This is a genomic window from Mucilaginibacter sp. P4_G9 (assembly GCF_056400985.1).
This window is the reverse complement of sequence record NZ_JBFUKF010000020.1, coordinates 1-15,173: the sequence shown is the minus strand read 5'-3', so window position 1 is coordinate 15,173 and position 15,173 is coordinate 1. Positions and strand designations below refer to the sequence as shown.

General features: G+C 40.9%; 14 protein-coding genes. 1 reads left to right on the top strand and 13 read right to left on the bottom strand.

The features are described 5' to 3' along the window. Positions 1-11: 11 nt before the first annotated feature. From ruvA to AC1DPZ_RS03840, 13 genes are all read right to left on the bottom strand, one after another. Positions 12-596 (bottom strand): Holliday junction branch migration protein RuvA, encoded by a 585-nt coding sequence (ruvA, locus tag AC1DPZ_RS03900; RefSeq protein WP_477401389.1) that lies wholly within the window; start codon positions 594-596, stop codon positions 12-14. A gap of 7 nt (positions 597-603) precedes the next feature. Next, positions 604-2,916, bottom strand: a complete 2,313-nt coding sequence (locus AC1DPZ_RS03895; protein WP_477401388.1) for an NADP-dependent malic enzyme — start codon at positions 2,914-2,916, stop codon at positions 604-606. A 118-nt stretch (positions 2,917-3,034) separates the two neighbouring features. After that, the gene (locus AC1DPZ_RS03890; protein WP_477401387.1) at positions 3,035-4,333 is read right to left on the bottom strand and encodes a lytic transglycosylase domain-containing protein; all 1,299 of its coding nucleotides are present in this window, start codon (positions 4,331-4,333) and stop codon (positions 3,035-3,037) included. Positions 4,334-4,397: 64 nt separating this feature from the next. After that, positions 4,398-5,822, bottom strand: a complete 1,425-nt coding sequence (gene gatA, locus AC1DPZ_RS03885) for an Asp-tRNA(Asn)/Glu-tRNA(Gln) amidotransferase subunit GatA (RefSeq protein ID WP_477401385.1) — start codon at positions 5,820-5,822, stop codon at positions 4,398-4,400. A 99-nt stretch (positions 5,823-5,921) separates the two neighbouring features. Beyond that, positions 5,922-6,086 carry a twin-arginine translocase TatA/TatE family subunit gene (gene tatA, locus AC1DPZ_RS03880; RefSeq protein ID WP_295721341.1) on the bottom strand — a complete coding sequence of 55 codons (165 nt, stop codon included), beginning with the start codon at positions 6,084-6,086 and terminating at the stop codon, positions 5,922-5,924. Between the two features lie 76 nt (positions 6,087-6,162). Further along, on the bottom strand, positions 6,163-6,585 hold the full coding sequence (locus AC1DPZ_RS03875) for a Sec-independent protein translocase subunit TatA/TatB (RefSeq protein WP_477401384.1): 423 nt from the start codon (positions 6,583-6,585) through the stop codon (positions 6,163-6,165). Positions 6,586-6,639: 54 nt separating this feature from the next. Further along, positions 6,640-7,923 (bottom strand): murein hydrolase activator EnvC family protein, encoded by a 1,284-nt coding sequence (locus AC1DPZ_RS03870; protein ID WP_477401383.1) that lies wholly within the window; start codon positions 7,921-7,923, stop codon positions 6,640-6,642. Positions 7,924-7,939: 16 nt separating this feature from the next. Next, complete coding sequence (gene lolB1, locus AC1DPZ_RS03865; protein WP_477401381.1) at positions 7,940-8,728, bottom strand: lipoprotein insertase outer membrane protein LolB1; 789 nt, start codon at positions 8,726-8,728, stop codon at positions 7,940-7,942. Continuing rightward, complete coding sequence (locus AC1DPZ_RS03860; RefSeq protein ID WP_477401380.1) at positions 8,706-10,334, bottom strand: tetratricopeptide repeat protein; 1,629 nt, start codon at positions 10,332-10,334, stop codon at positions 8,706-8,708. The genes lolB1 and AC1DPZ_RS03860 overlap by 23 nt, the downstream gene beginning before the upstream one ends. A gap of 198 nt (positions 10,335-10,532) precedes the next feature. After that, on the bottom strand, positions 10,533-10,973 hold the full coding sequence (dut, locus tag AC1DPZ_RS03855) for a dUTP diphosphatase (protein WP_477401379.1): 441 nt from the start codon (positions 10,971-10,973) through the stop codon (positions 10,533-10,535). Continuing rightward, positions 10,970-12,469 (bottom strand): oligosaccharide flippase family protein, encoded by a 1,500-nt coding sequence (locus tag AC1DPZ_RS03850; protein ID WP_477401378.1) that lies wholly within the window; start codon positions 12,467-12,469, stop codon positions 10,970-10,972. The genes dut and AC1DPZ_RS03850 overlap by 4 nt, the downstream gene beginning before the upstream one ends. A 40-nt stretch (positions 12,470-12,509) precedes the next feature. Beyond that, positions 12,510-12,788 (bottom strand): acylphosphatase, encoded by a 279-nt coding sequence (locus AC1DPZ_RS03845; RefSeq protein ID WP_477401377.1) that lies wholly within the window; start codon positions 12,786-12,788, stop codon positions 12,510-12,512. An 87-nt stretch (positions 12,789-12,875) separates the two neighbouring features. Further along, on the bottom strand, positions 12,876-14,042 hold the full coding sequence (locus tag AC1DPZ_RS03840; protein ID WP_477401376.1) for an amidohydrolase family protein: 1,167 nt from the start codon (positions 14,040-14,042) through the stop codon (positions 12,876-12,878). A 156-nt stretch (positions 14,043-14,198) separates the two neighbouring features. On the opposite strand from AC1DPZ_RS03840, the gene rlmN reads away from it, so the two are divergent. Further along, positions 14,199-15,173: dual-specificity RNA methyltransferase RlmN (rlmN, locus tag AC1DPZ_RS03835; protein WP_477401374.1), on the top strand; the 975-nt coding region annotated here is incomplete at its 3' end.

Below are 15,173 nucleotides of genomic sequence, written 5' to 3'. Positions count from 1 at the left end.
TTTAGACGTAATTATAGGGTTTTTAAAGCAAATTTAATCAGTTGTTCAACGGTTAAATCACTATTATTATTATTCAATTGCTGATCCAATACCTTCTCGGCGGCATTTTTTGCAAAGCCCAACATTACCAAGGCGCTAAGTGCTTCATCTTTAGCGGTTTTATTTATTGGCACAACGGTTAAGGTATCCGGGCCTTCTTTACGTAACTTATCCTGCAGCTCCAAAATTATTCTTTGTGCCGATTTGGGTCCTATGCCTTTTATACGTTGTATAAGCGAAACATTGCCGCTTATAATTGCAGCCTGTATTTCGGCAGGTGTTATTGATGACAGCATCATTCGCCCGGTATTAGGTCCTATACCCGAGATGGATATCAGGTGCATAAATAAGCGGCGCTCACCATCATCGGCAAAACCGTACAGGGTGAGCGCATCTTCTTTTACGTGCTGCCATATATAAAGCCTGCACCTTTCATCGACTCCAAGCCGCGAGTATGTATTTAACGAAATATTAATATGATAACCTATACCCCCGGCATCAATAACCACATGCGACGGACTTTTAAAAACCAGCTTACCACCAATATAATCGTACATAATAATATTATTTCCCTTTAAGTTTATCAAAAATACTTGTTGGCTTTTCACTGCCCGCTTTTGCCTGTGCATCAACAACGGCAATGGTAACCATATTCACAATTTCACGAACCGAGCTACCTAATTGCAATACATGCACCGGCTTTTTAAGGCCTAACAGTATTGGACCAACAGCCTCGGCGCCGCCTATTTCCTGTAATAGTTTATAAGCGATATTACCCGATTCCAGGTTAGGGAATATCAAGGTGTTGGCTGGCGTTCCTGTCAATGTAGAAAAAGGGAAATTATCTTCCAGCAGACCTGAGTTGAGGGCAAAGTTTGCCTGCATATCTCCGTCTACTATCATATCTGGATAATTAGCATGCAGGAGCCTTACGGTTTCTCTTGTTTTCTCGGGAATCTCACCTTCATTTGAACCAAAGTTGGAGTAAGACAGTAAAGCAACCCGTGGCTGAATGTTAAACTGTTTAACAGAACGATCAATTAATACCGTTATATCTACCAATTCCTGAATGGTAGGGTTTACATTTACCGTGGTATCACCAAAAAACACCGGGCCTTTTGATGTTATCATCATATACATACCGGCAACACGGTTTACACCCTGTTCGGTACCGATGATCTGCAATGCCGGTTTAATGGTAGTAACATAGTCTTTGGTTAAACCAGAAATCAAAGCATCGGCCTTGCCAAACTGAACCATGCAGGCACCATAATAGTTACGATCGCTCATCAATTTCTTCGACTCATACAAGGTGATACCCCTACGCTGGCGTTTCTTGTACAGGTATTCCGAGTATTCCTGCATATTCTCGCAGCCATCACGCGGGTCAATTATCTGTACATCACCAAGATCCAGGTCGTTATCACGCATAATCTGTTTTATCTTCTCGGTGTTGCCCAATAATATTGGTGTAGCAATACCTTCATCCTTTACTATCTGGGCCGATCTTAATATCTTATAATTATCAGCCTCGGCAAAAACCACACGTTTAGGACTTTGCTTGGCCTTAGCGGTAAGGTTACGCAGCAATTTGTCATTTGTTCCCAGTCGTGTTCTCAGCTCCTCGGCATAGGCATCCCAATCGGTTATCACTTTACGCGCAACTCCAGAATCAATAGCCGCTTTGGCTACTGCCATAGATACTTCAGTGATCAATCGCTGATCCATAGGTTTAGGAATAATATAATCCTTACCGAATTTTAGGTTAGTAATATTATAGGCCAGGTTAACCGCTTCGGGAACAGGCTTTTTAGCCATCTCGGCAATAGCATGCGTAGCGGCTATCTTCATTTCCTCGTTAATGGCAGTAGCCCTTACATCAAGCGCCCCCCTGAAAATATAGGGGAAACCCAATACATTATTAACCTGGTTAGGAAAATCAGACCGGCCCGTTGCCATGATGATATCTTCGCGGGCTTTAATGGCCAGGTCATAATCAATCTCGGGTACCGGGTTGGCCATAGCAAAAACAACAGGTTTTTTGGCCATTTGCTTCAGCATATCCGGGGTAACTACGTTACCGGCAGAAAGGCCGACAAACACATCGGCATTCTTCATGGCATCATATAATGTTTTGATATCGGTACGGTCGGTAGCAAACTGCATGCGGGTATCATCCAGGTCGGTACGGTCGGGGGTTAATAAACCGTTAATATCAAACATCACCATGTTCTCTTTTTTAACCCCTAATGAAAGGTACATTTTTGAGCAGGATACCGCAGCGGCACCAGCACCATTAATTACCATTTTTATTTTATCAAGCTTTTTGCCCTGGATCTCGCAGGCGTTCATCAAAGCCGCCCCCGATATGATGGCCGTACCGTGCTGATCGTCATGCATTACAGGGATCTTCATTTCGGCCTTTAGCCTGCGTTCTATTTCAAAACAGGTTGGCGCTGATATATCTTCAAGATTTATGCCGCCGAAGGTTGGCTCCAGTGCCTTTACAATGGTTACAAACTCATCAACACTTTTGGCGTTAACCTCCAGGTCGAACACATCAATATCAGCGTAAATTTTAAACAGCAGACCTTTACCCTCCATTACCGGTTTACTGGCCTCGGGACCAATATTACCTAAACCCAATACGGCAGTACCATTGCTGATAACCGCAACCAGGTTACCTTTAGCTGTGTATTTATATACATCATCAACATTTTCGGCTATGCGCAAACAAGGCTCTGCAACCCCGGGCGAATAGGCCATTGTTAAGTCTCGTTGCGAATTGGTAGGTTTGGTGGGTACTACTTCTATCTTGCCGGGGCGCCCCATTGAGTGGTAATTCAATGCGTCCTGTTTACGGTTGTTCTTGTTCATCTTATCAAAATTCAAGCGCCCAAAATTACAATTCTTTTTATGGTAACCTGAAATAAAATAGCCCGACTTTGAATCTTGTCAAAATCGGGCTATTCTTTTATCAGATATTATCCTTTGCTTACAGGGCAGTATTGGGGTTAGGGGAAACACTTGCTGAAATATCACCACCGGCTGCAACTCTTATAGTTTGCCCTATAGGCGCACGGTTGGTTTCCAGATTGTTCCAAACTTTAAGATCACGAATTTCAACACCATACCTATCGGCAATACCTGCTAACGTTTCGCCTTTTTTAACCTTGTGGTATGCCGGCATCCGGCGTTCGGGTTTGCTGCCTTCAGCATACAGATTAGGTGTTGCGTTTGTTGTGGCTGCCACCGTTGTTTTGGCAGCAGCAGGCCTTGCGGCAAATGTCATTGGCGCTACCGCATCGCCGGCGCTGTTTAGCACATTATATAAAGCTGCAAAATTTTCTTTTGATGTTTGTGGCAGAATAAGCCTGCGCGGCGCGGCCTGTGTGCCATTGATGATTAACCTCCTGTAAGCGGGGTTAAGTATAGCAAGCTCATTTATACCTACATTTAATGCCGCCGCAACGTTACTAAGCGACACAAATTTTTTCACCATCACGGTATCCGTCCGCACCGAAAAACTACAGGCCTGTGCTACTATATTATGTTTTTTATAATAGTTCATCACATAGTTCATGGCTATAAAGGCGGGTACATATCCACGTGTCTCAGCCGGTAAATACTGGCGTATAGCCCAAAAATCACTGCCAGGTCCTGCTTTTTCCACAGCATGCTCCACATTACTTTTGCCGCAGTTGTATGATGCTATGGCAAGCAGCCAGTCGCCAAATTCCTGGTAGGCATCTTTTAAGTATGCAGCAGCAGCATAACTTGCCTGTATAGGGTCACGGCGTTCATCAACGTAGCTGTCCATATTTAAACCATAAATTTTCCCGGTGGTTGACATGAATTGCCACGGGCCGGTAGCCCCAACCCTTGATACCGCGTTAGGATCAAGTTTCGACTCAACTATGGATAGGAATTTTATTTCTTCTGGAATGCCGGCATCACGGAAAGCTTTTTCATAAATAGGGAAGTAATATTTGGCAAGCCCCGCAACCTGTCCCATTTCATCCYGGTTATGCATGTACAAATCAATGTAGCTTTGCACATATTCATTATAATCAAGCTGTATATCTTTGCGCACAGAATCTAAACGGCGCTTATAAATGCTGCCCTGGGCTCCAATTGGCAAGGGATGATTAATAACCGGCACTATGGTAGTATCAGCATTAAYCTCATTGCGAAATACATTAAAACGACCGACTTGCCGTAAAGACGGAAGCGCGTTGGTATGAATAATATTAATTAGTGAAAGGCAGATGGTAAGCGTAAATAATCTCTTCATTATTTGGATTTGATTAAGTGATGATGCTTCCTGCATCAGATAATTCTCCTAAAATATTAACTTTTTAAAGTTTTAAGAAATATTCAGAAAAATCTAACAGTTGATCTTCGTTAAAATGTTTAGTCAATAATTGTAATCCTAACGGCAAACCCTGACTATTATTGCCAGCTGGCAATGATATAGCGGGCACCCCGGCTAATGATGCTTGTACGGTAAAAATGTCATAAAGATACGTTATCACCGGATCTTTTTCTTCGGCACCTATCGGAAATGCGGGTTCGGGCGCTGTTGGAACTAAAATAAAATCGTATTCATCCAGGATTTCTACTGTCTTTTCCCTGATAAGGCGGCGTACTTTTTGCGCCTTGGCATAGTACGCATCATAATAACCTGCGCTTAAAACAAAAGTCCCCAGCATTATACGTCGTTTTACCTCTTTGCCAAACCCTTCGGATCGGGAACGTTTGTACGTTGATTGCAGATCATCTGCCGCCGGGCTTCGGTAACCATAATGTACACCATCAAAACGCGCCAGGTTTGATGACGCTTCGGCTGTGGCCAGTATATAATAGGTTGGTACCAGATAATCCAGTTGCTCAAAAGCGATAGGTTTTACGGTATGCCCTTCTGCACGTAATTTATCAATATATTTTACCAGCACATCCTTTACTTCGCCATCAACACCCGGGCTTGATATAGACTCCTGCAAATAGGCTATCTTTTTCTTTGCCGGTTTTTCGGTGCTTACAGCAAAAGATGGCACAGGTTGCTGTATTAAAGTATTATCATATTCATCGGGACCAGCCATAACCTCGTACAGCAAGGCGGCATCCTCAACAGAACGGGTAATAGGGCCAACCTGGTCAAATGATGAAGCATAGGCAATTATACCATGCCTCGAAATACGGCCATAAGTAGGTTTAAAGCCAATTACACCACAAAATGATGCCGGCTGCCTTACCGAGCCTCCGGTATCGGTACCTATTGCAGCATGGCACATATTGGCCTGCACCGCAACTGCCGATCCGCCTGATGAGCCCCCGGAAACCCTCTTTTGATCTGCATAGTTTTTTACCGGGCCGTAATAGGAATTTTCGTTTGAGCCGCCCATGGCAAACTCGTCGCAGTTACAGCGGCCTATTATCACAACATCCTGGGCAAGCAGGCGCTCAACTATGGTTGATGAATATATGGAAGTGAACCCTTTAAGAATTTTGGATGACGCAGTTACCTGGTGCCCTTTATAGCAAATGTTATCCTTTATAGCGATAACCATACCGGCCAGCTTACCCGCAGTACCATTTTTTATGCGTTCATCAACATTTTTAGCATTAATTAATGCTTCATTTTCAAATACCTCATTAAAAGCATTTAAATGGGCGTTCTTTTTAATCTCGTCCAAATAATTTTTAACAAGACCCTGAACAGTAATTTCCGCACGCTGCAACCCGCTCTTTATTTCAGTTAAAGAGGAATAAAATTTAGCCATGGGGCTAAAATAAAAAAACTTATCCGTTGAAATAAGAAATTATTTAACAGATAAGTTTATATCTTAAATAAAGCGGCAAAACGGTTAAGCCTTAAGGTATTAAACCTTAGGTTTTTCCTCGGTGCTGCCGTCCTGGTTTTGTGCGTCTTTAAATTCTTTAACGCCTTTTCCTAAACCTCTCATTAGTTCGGGTATTTTTTTACCGCCAAACAGTAAGAGTATTGCCATGATGATCAGAATAATTTCTGGTGCCCCTAAACCCATAATTTCTAAGTTTTATATAAATTAATATTGTTGTTATGATAGAATTCTTTTTTTATGCTGCTTTAATTAGCAGTTATTAATGTTTATTAAGGTCGATCTTTGACTCAGTAACAGGCTCCTCATCACTACTTACGTGAATATCCGAAACCGGGATTGTGTACGCAACTTTATTTTCGGCGATAACCGGATTAGGATGTTGTTCCACACTTTCGGCAACCGGTGTTTCATCAACCGGATGTTCTTCCATAAGTGGTTGCTCATGTTCTTCAATTACCGGTTTTGTAGTAGTTACTTCGCTTTTATCATTAAAACTATTTATCTGGTTGTTAATCTCTCGTTTAACATCCTCTGATGCATCTTTAAAATCACGAATCCCTTTACCAAGGGTACGCGCCATACCAGGAAGCTTTTCGCCTCCAAAAAGCATTAATGCTGCAAAAAGTATCAGTACCATCTCGCCTGTACCAATATTTAAAAATAAAAAAACTGTACTTAACATRGCATTTTTTTTAGGTTACAAATATAAACAATTTAAATATCTTATAGTTTACAACTAATTAGGCGCCAGCCATAATTTAGGATTCATTGGCTCTTTAACTTTATAAACGTCAAAATTCACCTCAGTTTCACCTGTTGACGGATCGGTGGCAACTACGCCTAAAGCTTGTTTTGTACTTACCTTTTGTCCGCGCGCCACACTTACCGATCGTAAGTTGCCATAAACTGTAAAATACTCGCCATGCTTTATCATTACTAAATATGTACCGCTCACATCAACTACCCTTATCACCTCGCCATCAAAAACCGCCCTCACCGCGCTGCCGGCATTTGTACGGATGTCAACTCCGGTATTCTCACTTCTGATCCCTTCGGATGTATACACACCAAACCCCTGGGTTATAACTCCATTTGAAACGGGCCATGGCAACCGGCCTTTGTTACCTAAAAAGTCATTTGAAAGCTTAGCCGCCTCGGGCGTGGCGTTCAAATAGCTTGAACTGGTTCGCACTACAGGCTTAGCTGCTACCGGCGCCGGCCTGTTTTCGGCCTTTGCCTTGGCGGCAGCTATCCTTGCTGCTTCTCTTGCCTCGGCTTCGGCCTTTCGCTGGGCCTCTTCAATTTCCCGGCGTATTGCAGCGCTAATCTCCCGGTTGGTTTTAGCAATTTTGTTTTGCACATCCCGCTGCTGCTGCTTTAGCTGGCCTTCATGCTGCGAAAGATCTTTTACAACTTTTACCTGGCTATTCTTCTCTTTACCCAGGGTTTCTTTTTCTTTTTGCTGATCTACCAGCAAAGTGCTTTTTTCCTGTTTGGTTCTGTCAAGTTCGTTTATTTTTACATGCAGTTCTTTTTGCGTACCCTGTATGTAACCGGCCTGCCGCTCACGATAGGTACCAAACTGTTGTAAATACTTTAAACGTTTGTAGGCCTGGTTAAAATCTTTAGAAGCAAAAATAAACATCAGTTTATTATAAGCACTTTGATTGCGATAGGCAAAAAGTACCATAGCTGCGTACTCTTTTTTTAGCTGATCCAACTGGCTTTGTAAACTATGTACGGTATTATTACTCTCGGAGATCTGGTTATCTAAATTTCTTACTTCGGAGTTGATAATATTGATCTTTTCTTCACGAAGGCTGATCTGCGCCTTTAACAGGCTTAATTGTTTTAGGGTAGCCCTTTTATTGCTTGAAGTTTCCTGGTAATCCTTATTAAGCTGTTCCAGCTCTTCAGATAATTTATCGCGCCTTCGCTTTAATTCCTGACTGCTTTGGGCATGCACATCAACCGCGATAAATACTGCTATAATAAAGAGAGCTGCTTTTAAAAATTTCATCAAACAAAAATAGGAATTATTTGGACGGCTCATACCTGTCAGGAATACTAAATGGATACTCCTGTTGCTGATCAAAATCAACCTTGGTATAATGCAGGTTTACTTTTATTTTTTTATCTTTTACTACCGATGCGATATTTATTTGCGATGGCAGGATACGGTTATTGGCCTGTATAAAGGTGTTATTAGCAACCTGTAATGATTGCCCCTGGCTTTGGCTATCCAGGTTTGTTTGTGTAACTTTATTATCGGCCCCAATAACAAGTTTATAAACCAGGTCTTCAAGATCACCGCTCAAGGTGGTATTTCCGGTCACGGTAATAATGTCTGCTTTTTCATTAAGCAATTCGGGAATGGCATTACCTACTAATAATGATTCAAGTGTTTTATAATTAACCTGTTTGCTGGCGTACGTATATACGTAGCTAAATGGCCGCTTAAGGTATACACCATCCAACCTGTTTATCAGCAGTATGCTATCAGGAGTAATAACTGCGCGCGCAACTTCAACGCCCAATATAGCGGTAATAGATACCCATATTTTTTTATCCTTACTGATGCGTATATTCAGCGTTACATCATTGCTGTTGCCATTAATATCCAGGTTAGTTTTTGCCTTACCGGCAAATGTGCTAAAATTTAACTGCTGGGCCCTTATCGCGGCAAGTTTGCTGGCTTTACTATCTACAGCTTTTACTGCCGCATCGGCTTTGCGGGCAACTAAAACCTGCTTACGGGCTTTACAACTTACCATTGCAAGTAAGCAGCAAACTACCAGTAATTTATTCAATATATTTCTTTTCATTTATTTTACGATCTAAAACCGGAGATTGTTCTCCGTAGCCTTTGGCTTTCTTCCAGTTTTGCACGGCAGCATCGGTATTACCTAAGTAAAACAAAATATCGCCATAATGTTCATATTTAACTGCACTATTATCCTTATCGTGCGCCAATGCCTTCTCCATCCACAATTTAGCCTCCGGATATTTCTTTTGCATAAATAATATCCATGCATAGGTATCTTCAAACGATGCTGTATTAGGCTGCAATTGGTTAGACCGGGCCGACATTTGCGCCGCCTTATCTAAAGCTTCATTTCTTAACGATAAATAGTATGCATAATTGTTTAGGGTATAAGCATTATCAGGATTAACAGCCAAGGCCTTATCATAAGCGTCATCAGAGCTTTTGTTATTTTTCAGGTCGTGATAACAATCTCCTAATAAAGAAAAACTTAGCGAAAGTAGTTCCTTATCCTGAATTTCTAATGAAGTTGCATTTTTAACATAACCCAGCGCTTTATTAAAATCTTTCTTCTGCGCCCATGCCACGCCTACCAGGTAATTCATCCAGGCCTGGTTAGGGAATAATGAAAGCGCGTTTTCACCATCCTTAACAGCGCCTTCCAAATCGTTTTGACTTAGTTCGATGCGTACCAGTTGTTCATGTACAGCATATACCTGTCCATCCAGTTCAATTGATTTTTTATAAGCCGCTTTGCCTTCTTTCAACTTATCGCTTTGCAGCAACATATCGCCATACATGGCAAAGGCTTTACTATCGCTTGTGTGCGTAATAGTTAATATCCTACTTAATTCAAGGGCGCTTGCTTTAGCATTGGGATCGGGAAATTTGGGGTAGTAACCTGTAATTATTCTTATTTTTTGGTCGATGTTAACGTCCGGTATCGCAAAGGCCAATTTAAGCTCATTAAAACAGGCATCGTTATTTTTTCTATCACGATAAATATCGGCAAGCGCCAGGTGAACCATCCCGTTAGCGGCATCCAGTTTTTCGGCCTGTAATAAAACCTTTAAAGCTTTATCGCCTAATCCATTGGAATTATATATTTCTGATAACAGCAAATAATAACGCATCTGGCCGGGATTGGCAGCTATAGCTTTTTCAATATCGCCGGCGGCCTGGTCAATCTTACCTTGCTTTAGATAGATTTTTTCGCGATTGCCCAGCAGATCGTCAGTCATACCGGTAATTTGCTCCAACTGGTCGTAAACTTTTAGTGCATCATCATACCTTTTCAATTGCAGGTAAGTGTTGGCCTTATCAAAATAATAATCGGGTTTATCCGGGTTGATATGAATAAGCTGATTAAATACATTTTCAAGTTTGCCAAAATTGTTGCTTTTTTCGTAGCTGTCAGCAAGCGCTACCCAGTACCATTCGTTATCGGGCTTTATTATAACCGCACGCTCCAGCAGCGGCTGGGCACCTGCATAATCATTCTGTATTTTTTTTAGATTGGCCAATTCATAAAGTGAGGCATCATTTTGCGGGTCAGCCTGAATTACGCGCTCAAATAGTTCAGAAGCATGCTTCAAATTTTCAACCGTTTTTTCGCGCAGGGCCGAAAAAAACAACTGTTTAACCTCCATACTATCAAGTGAGGTCATGGGCTTTGAAGCAGTTTGCTTCTGAGCAAAAGCAGGGATTTGGAGAAGAAGGACAAAGGACAAAAAACAATAGAACACGCCACTATTATAATAAGCGCCAATCCTGTTTTTTGAACCATATTTTAATCCCGTATTCTGCATGTTCTTATCTAAGTTTAACCTTTTCTCCCCGATTCTCTCGCCCCTCGTTTTGTCCCTCTACTTCAGTCCGATTCCTGTGTGYCCAAATCCACCTTCGCCCCGGGTAGTATCGTTTAATACCTCTACCTCGTGCCAGYTCACGGTTTCATGTTTAGCTACCACCATCTGGGCTATCCTATCGCCGTTATTAATTTCAAACACATCAGCACCCAGGTTAATAAGCAATACCTTTATCTCGCCCCTGTAATCGGCATCAATAGTTCCGGGCGAATTTACAATGCCGATACCGTGTTTAAATGCCAGGCCACTTCGGGGTCTTATCTGTGCTTCAAAACCAACCGGCAATTCAATATGTAAACCTGTTGGTACCAGTTTACGTTCCATTGGTTTAAGCAGGATAGTTTCCTCAACGCTGGCCCGCAGATCCATACCCGCGGCATGGGCTGTTTCATAAGCAGGTAAACTATTTTTCGATCTGTTAATTATCCTGATGGTCATCTTTTAAATATAATTTTTAATTCGTTGCGTTCAAAATAAAATGCTGCTAAAGCAAATAACATAAAAAGCCCGTTACCCACAAATATATTCCTGTTGAATACCGTGAACGATAAAAACACCAGCACCACTGATACTATAATATAAGCCAGGTTCTTTTTCAGATTATAAGGGATTGGGTAGTTTTTTTGCCCCCACAAGTATGATAGCACCATCATGGTAGCATAAGCCGCCAAGGATATCCAGGCCGAGGCCATATAACTGTATTTTGGAATAAAGAACCAATTTAAAGTAATGGTTAATATAGCGCCGATACCCGATATATATAATCCGTATTTGGTTTGATCTGACAGTTTATACCAAACTGACAGGTTCATGTAAATGCCTAAACTTAAGTACCCAAACAGCAGTAGAGGCACCACACCCAAACCCGACCAGTATATGTTATCGGCTGTATGTTTGCCAAAAATAATTACCGCTAAAATATTAACGTTTGCAGTAAGCGCTACGCATATCAAAGCAACAGTAATTACAAAATAAGTCATGATACGAGCATATGTTTCGCCTGCATTTTTATTTTTTGAATGACTAAAAAAGAAAGGTTCGGCACCTAAACGGAAAGCCTGTACAAAAATACTCAGGAACAAAGCTATTTTAGCGCATGTTCCGTAAATGCCAACCTGCTGATCACCAATGGCATGCGGAAGCATCTGCTTAAGCATTACCTTATCTATTGATTCGTTGATGATGAATGAAATATTTGCAATTAATATAGGCCAGCTGTACACAAACATTTCTTTGAATAAAAAAGGGTCGAACTTAAGCTTCAGCTTTAATATTTCTGGTAACAGCAAAAAGATGGTTAATATACTGGCTATGGTGTTAGCTAAAAAAACATAGCCAACCCAGTGCGGCCTGTACCAGCTTGCTATCCATTGCGCGCCTGGCAGTTGGTGATTAATTATAAATGGCAGGCCAAACAGAAAAAACAAATTAAGCAGCATTACAAACAAAATGTTAGTACACTTAATAAAGGCATATTTAACAGGTCTTCCGTCTGCACGGATCTTAGCAAAAGGGATTACGCAAAAAGCATCGGCAACGAGTATGATGAGAAAATTTTTAACATAAAAAGTGTAGTCTGCATGGTCCTTAGTCACTCCCGCCTGTGTATATTCAATAATGTTATCCAAAAAAAGAAAACTGAACAATAGGAAAACTAATGAAACTGCTATAACTGCACCAAAAGCGTTATTATAAACCTGCTGCTTATTATCAGATTTTTTTTGCAGATACCTGAAATAGGTTGTTTCCATGCCAAATGCCAATATCGCATTAACAATAGAAGCATTACCATACAAGGTTGTGAAAATACCAAGGCCACCTACAGGCAGCGTTCGGGTGTAAATTGGCGTAAGCACAAAATATATCATCCGGGAAATGATGGTGCTTAGACCGTATATGGCTGTTTGCCCTGCAAACTTTTTAGCGGTTGACAATGTATTTATTTAATGAGGTAAATGATAAAGCCCGTAATAATTATAAGCGCTTTTTTACAACCTCAAAATTACGATAGTTTTTTAATTCGTCCTCATGGGTTTCAACAGAAGTAACCTGGGCATCTTCCGGCCCTTCGTTACACCAATCTATAAACATTTCAATGATTGTATCGTCGGCTTCGGCTTCAATGTAAACATCGCCATTGGGTTCATTTTTAACAAAGCCCCTCACGCCCAGCTGATCAGCTACCGCCTTGGTTGCTTTACGATAAAATACACCCTGAACTTTGCCTTTAACTATAATATTGAGATGTTTCATCAATTTGAGGATTTGATAATTTGAAAATTTGAAAATTCAGCTGTAAAGTTCTTCATTTTCAAATTACCAAATCTTCAAATTTTCAAATTAAATTAATCTCTTAACTTTTGATTCGGGTGTTATCTTCAAGCCATCCAAACCTGTTATTAAATTAAGGCCCGGTGTTTTCCCTGGCTGTAATGAGCCTTTCTCGTCATCAATACCCAGAAACTCGGCCCCGTTAAGCGTGCCCCATTCTATTAACCGCTGTGTACTTATTGCAGGAAATTTCTTTTGAATAGTGCGCATTTCGCTTAGCATACAAAGACTATTGTTTGATGCCAGGCTGTCGGTACCCAGGGTAATGTTAAAGCCCTGATCAACAAACAGCTCTATTTTAGGTAGTTTACCTTCTATATACAAATTAGCATTGGGGCAAAAACACCAGTTTACTCTACGGTCGAATCGTTTGATGAAATAAATATCCTTTAAATTGGTGCAGGTATTATGCACCAGCAAAACCTTTTGTTTATTGGTTAACAATGGGATAATGGATTGCATAGAGTTGCGGGCCTGCGGCTTAAAGTAGCCGATATCAATACCAAAATGCTTATAAAGCTCAAGAAATCCCCCCAGTTTGTACCGGTAAAACTTATTTTCGTCCTCGCATTCCTGGTTATGGATGCTAATGAGGTTATGGCCCTCTTCGCTGTGCTTCCTGATCAGCTTAAACAATTCTTTTGACACTGAATAAGGCGCGTGCGGGGTTATTGAGCATGGCATTGGCTTAAACTCATTAAGCAGAGCCATAGCCTTATCAAAAACCTCAGTGGCATTTTGCGGTAAAAAACCAAAGGTTTCTACAAAGGTATGATAGTACAATTTACTTTTGGCCTTAACCGGGATGCTGAAATTGGTATTGGATATATCGCCTACGGCAACAATACCATTATCATACATTTCCTGATCGGCCATTTCGATGGCGTCCTCCACCAGCTTTTGGTCGGAGTTTCTGAAAGTCTGAATATCTTTTATAAAAGAAACCAGCCCATTGCCGGTGTTTATTTTTTCTTTTAAATGTGATAGCTCTGTATGGCAGTGGGTGTTTACAAACCCGGGGCAAATAATACCATTAATTTGTTCAATAGGGCCATCTGGAGGGTTGCGGTGATCAGTAACTGAGATGATCTTGCCCAAATCATCAACTGTAACAATTCCATTCTTAACAGGATCGGCATAAACAGGAAAAACGTAATCGGCTCTAAAACTTTTCATTCAAATTTAAAATTGGGGTAGCATCTCATAACGTTTTTATTCAGAACACTTCTCTGGGCAGGGTATTTACAAATAACTTTTAATTATTGTTTTATTCTACCAAAAGAATGACTTTAAAAAAAGACAGATTTTTTTAAATTTAAGTACTTTTGCAATGTGAACAATACAAAAGGTAAAATTGACATCCGAAGCCTGAGTTTGAAAGCCTTACAGGAGCATTTTATCCGAATGGAGGAAAAAAACTTCCGGGCTAAACAAGTTTATGAATGGCTTTGGAAAAAATCGTGCTTCTCTTTTAACGAGATGAGCAATATTTCAAAAGAACYTCGTACTAAACTGGATGAAAACTTTGTTATCAACAACGTTAAAATTAACACATCGCAGATTAGTGCTGATAAAACTATAAAAAATTCTTTTATTTTACACGATACTCACCTAATTGAGGGTGTTTTAATTCCAACACCGGGCAGAATGACTGCTTGTGTGTCGTCGCAGGTGGGCTGTAGCCTCACATGTAAGTTTTGTGCCACAGGATATATGGACCGTAAAAGGAATCTGAATCCCGATGAAATTTACGATCAGGTGGTACTTATTGACCAGCAGGCGCGCGAAAACTATGGCATCCCTTTATCCAACATTGTATACATGGGCATGGGCGAACCATTGCTTAATTACAAAAACGTAATGGATTCAATAGAGCGTATCACTGCCGAGGATGGCCTTAACATGTCGCCAAAAAGAATAACAGTATCCACTGCTGGTATTGCCAAAATGATTAAAAAACTGGGCGATGATGAAGTAAAATTCAACCTGGCCCTTTCATTACATGCCGCCAATGACGAAAAGCGCAATACCATAATGCCTATAAACGAGCAAAACTCTTTAAAGGCACTTGCCGAAGCGCTGAAATACTACTACGCCAAAACCAAAAACCCGGTAACATATGAGTACATCATTTTTGATGGGGTTAATGATAACATCCAGGATGCTATGGAGCTTGCAAAATTTTGCAAACACCTGCCCTGCAAGGTGAATATTATTGAATACAACCCAATTGCTTTTGCCAGCTATATTAACGCCAACGAAGATAAAGTAGAGGCATTTGCCAATTACCTTATAAAACAAGGTATC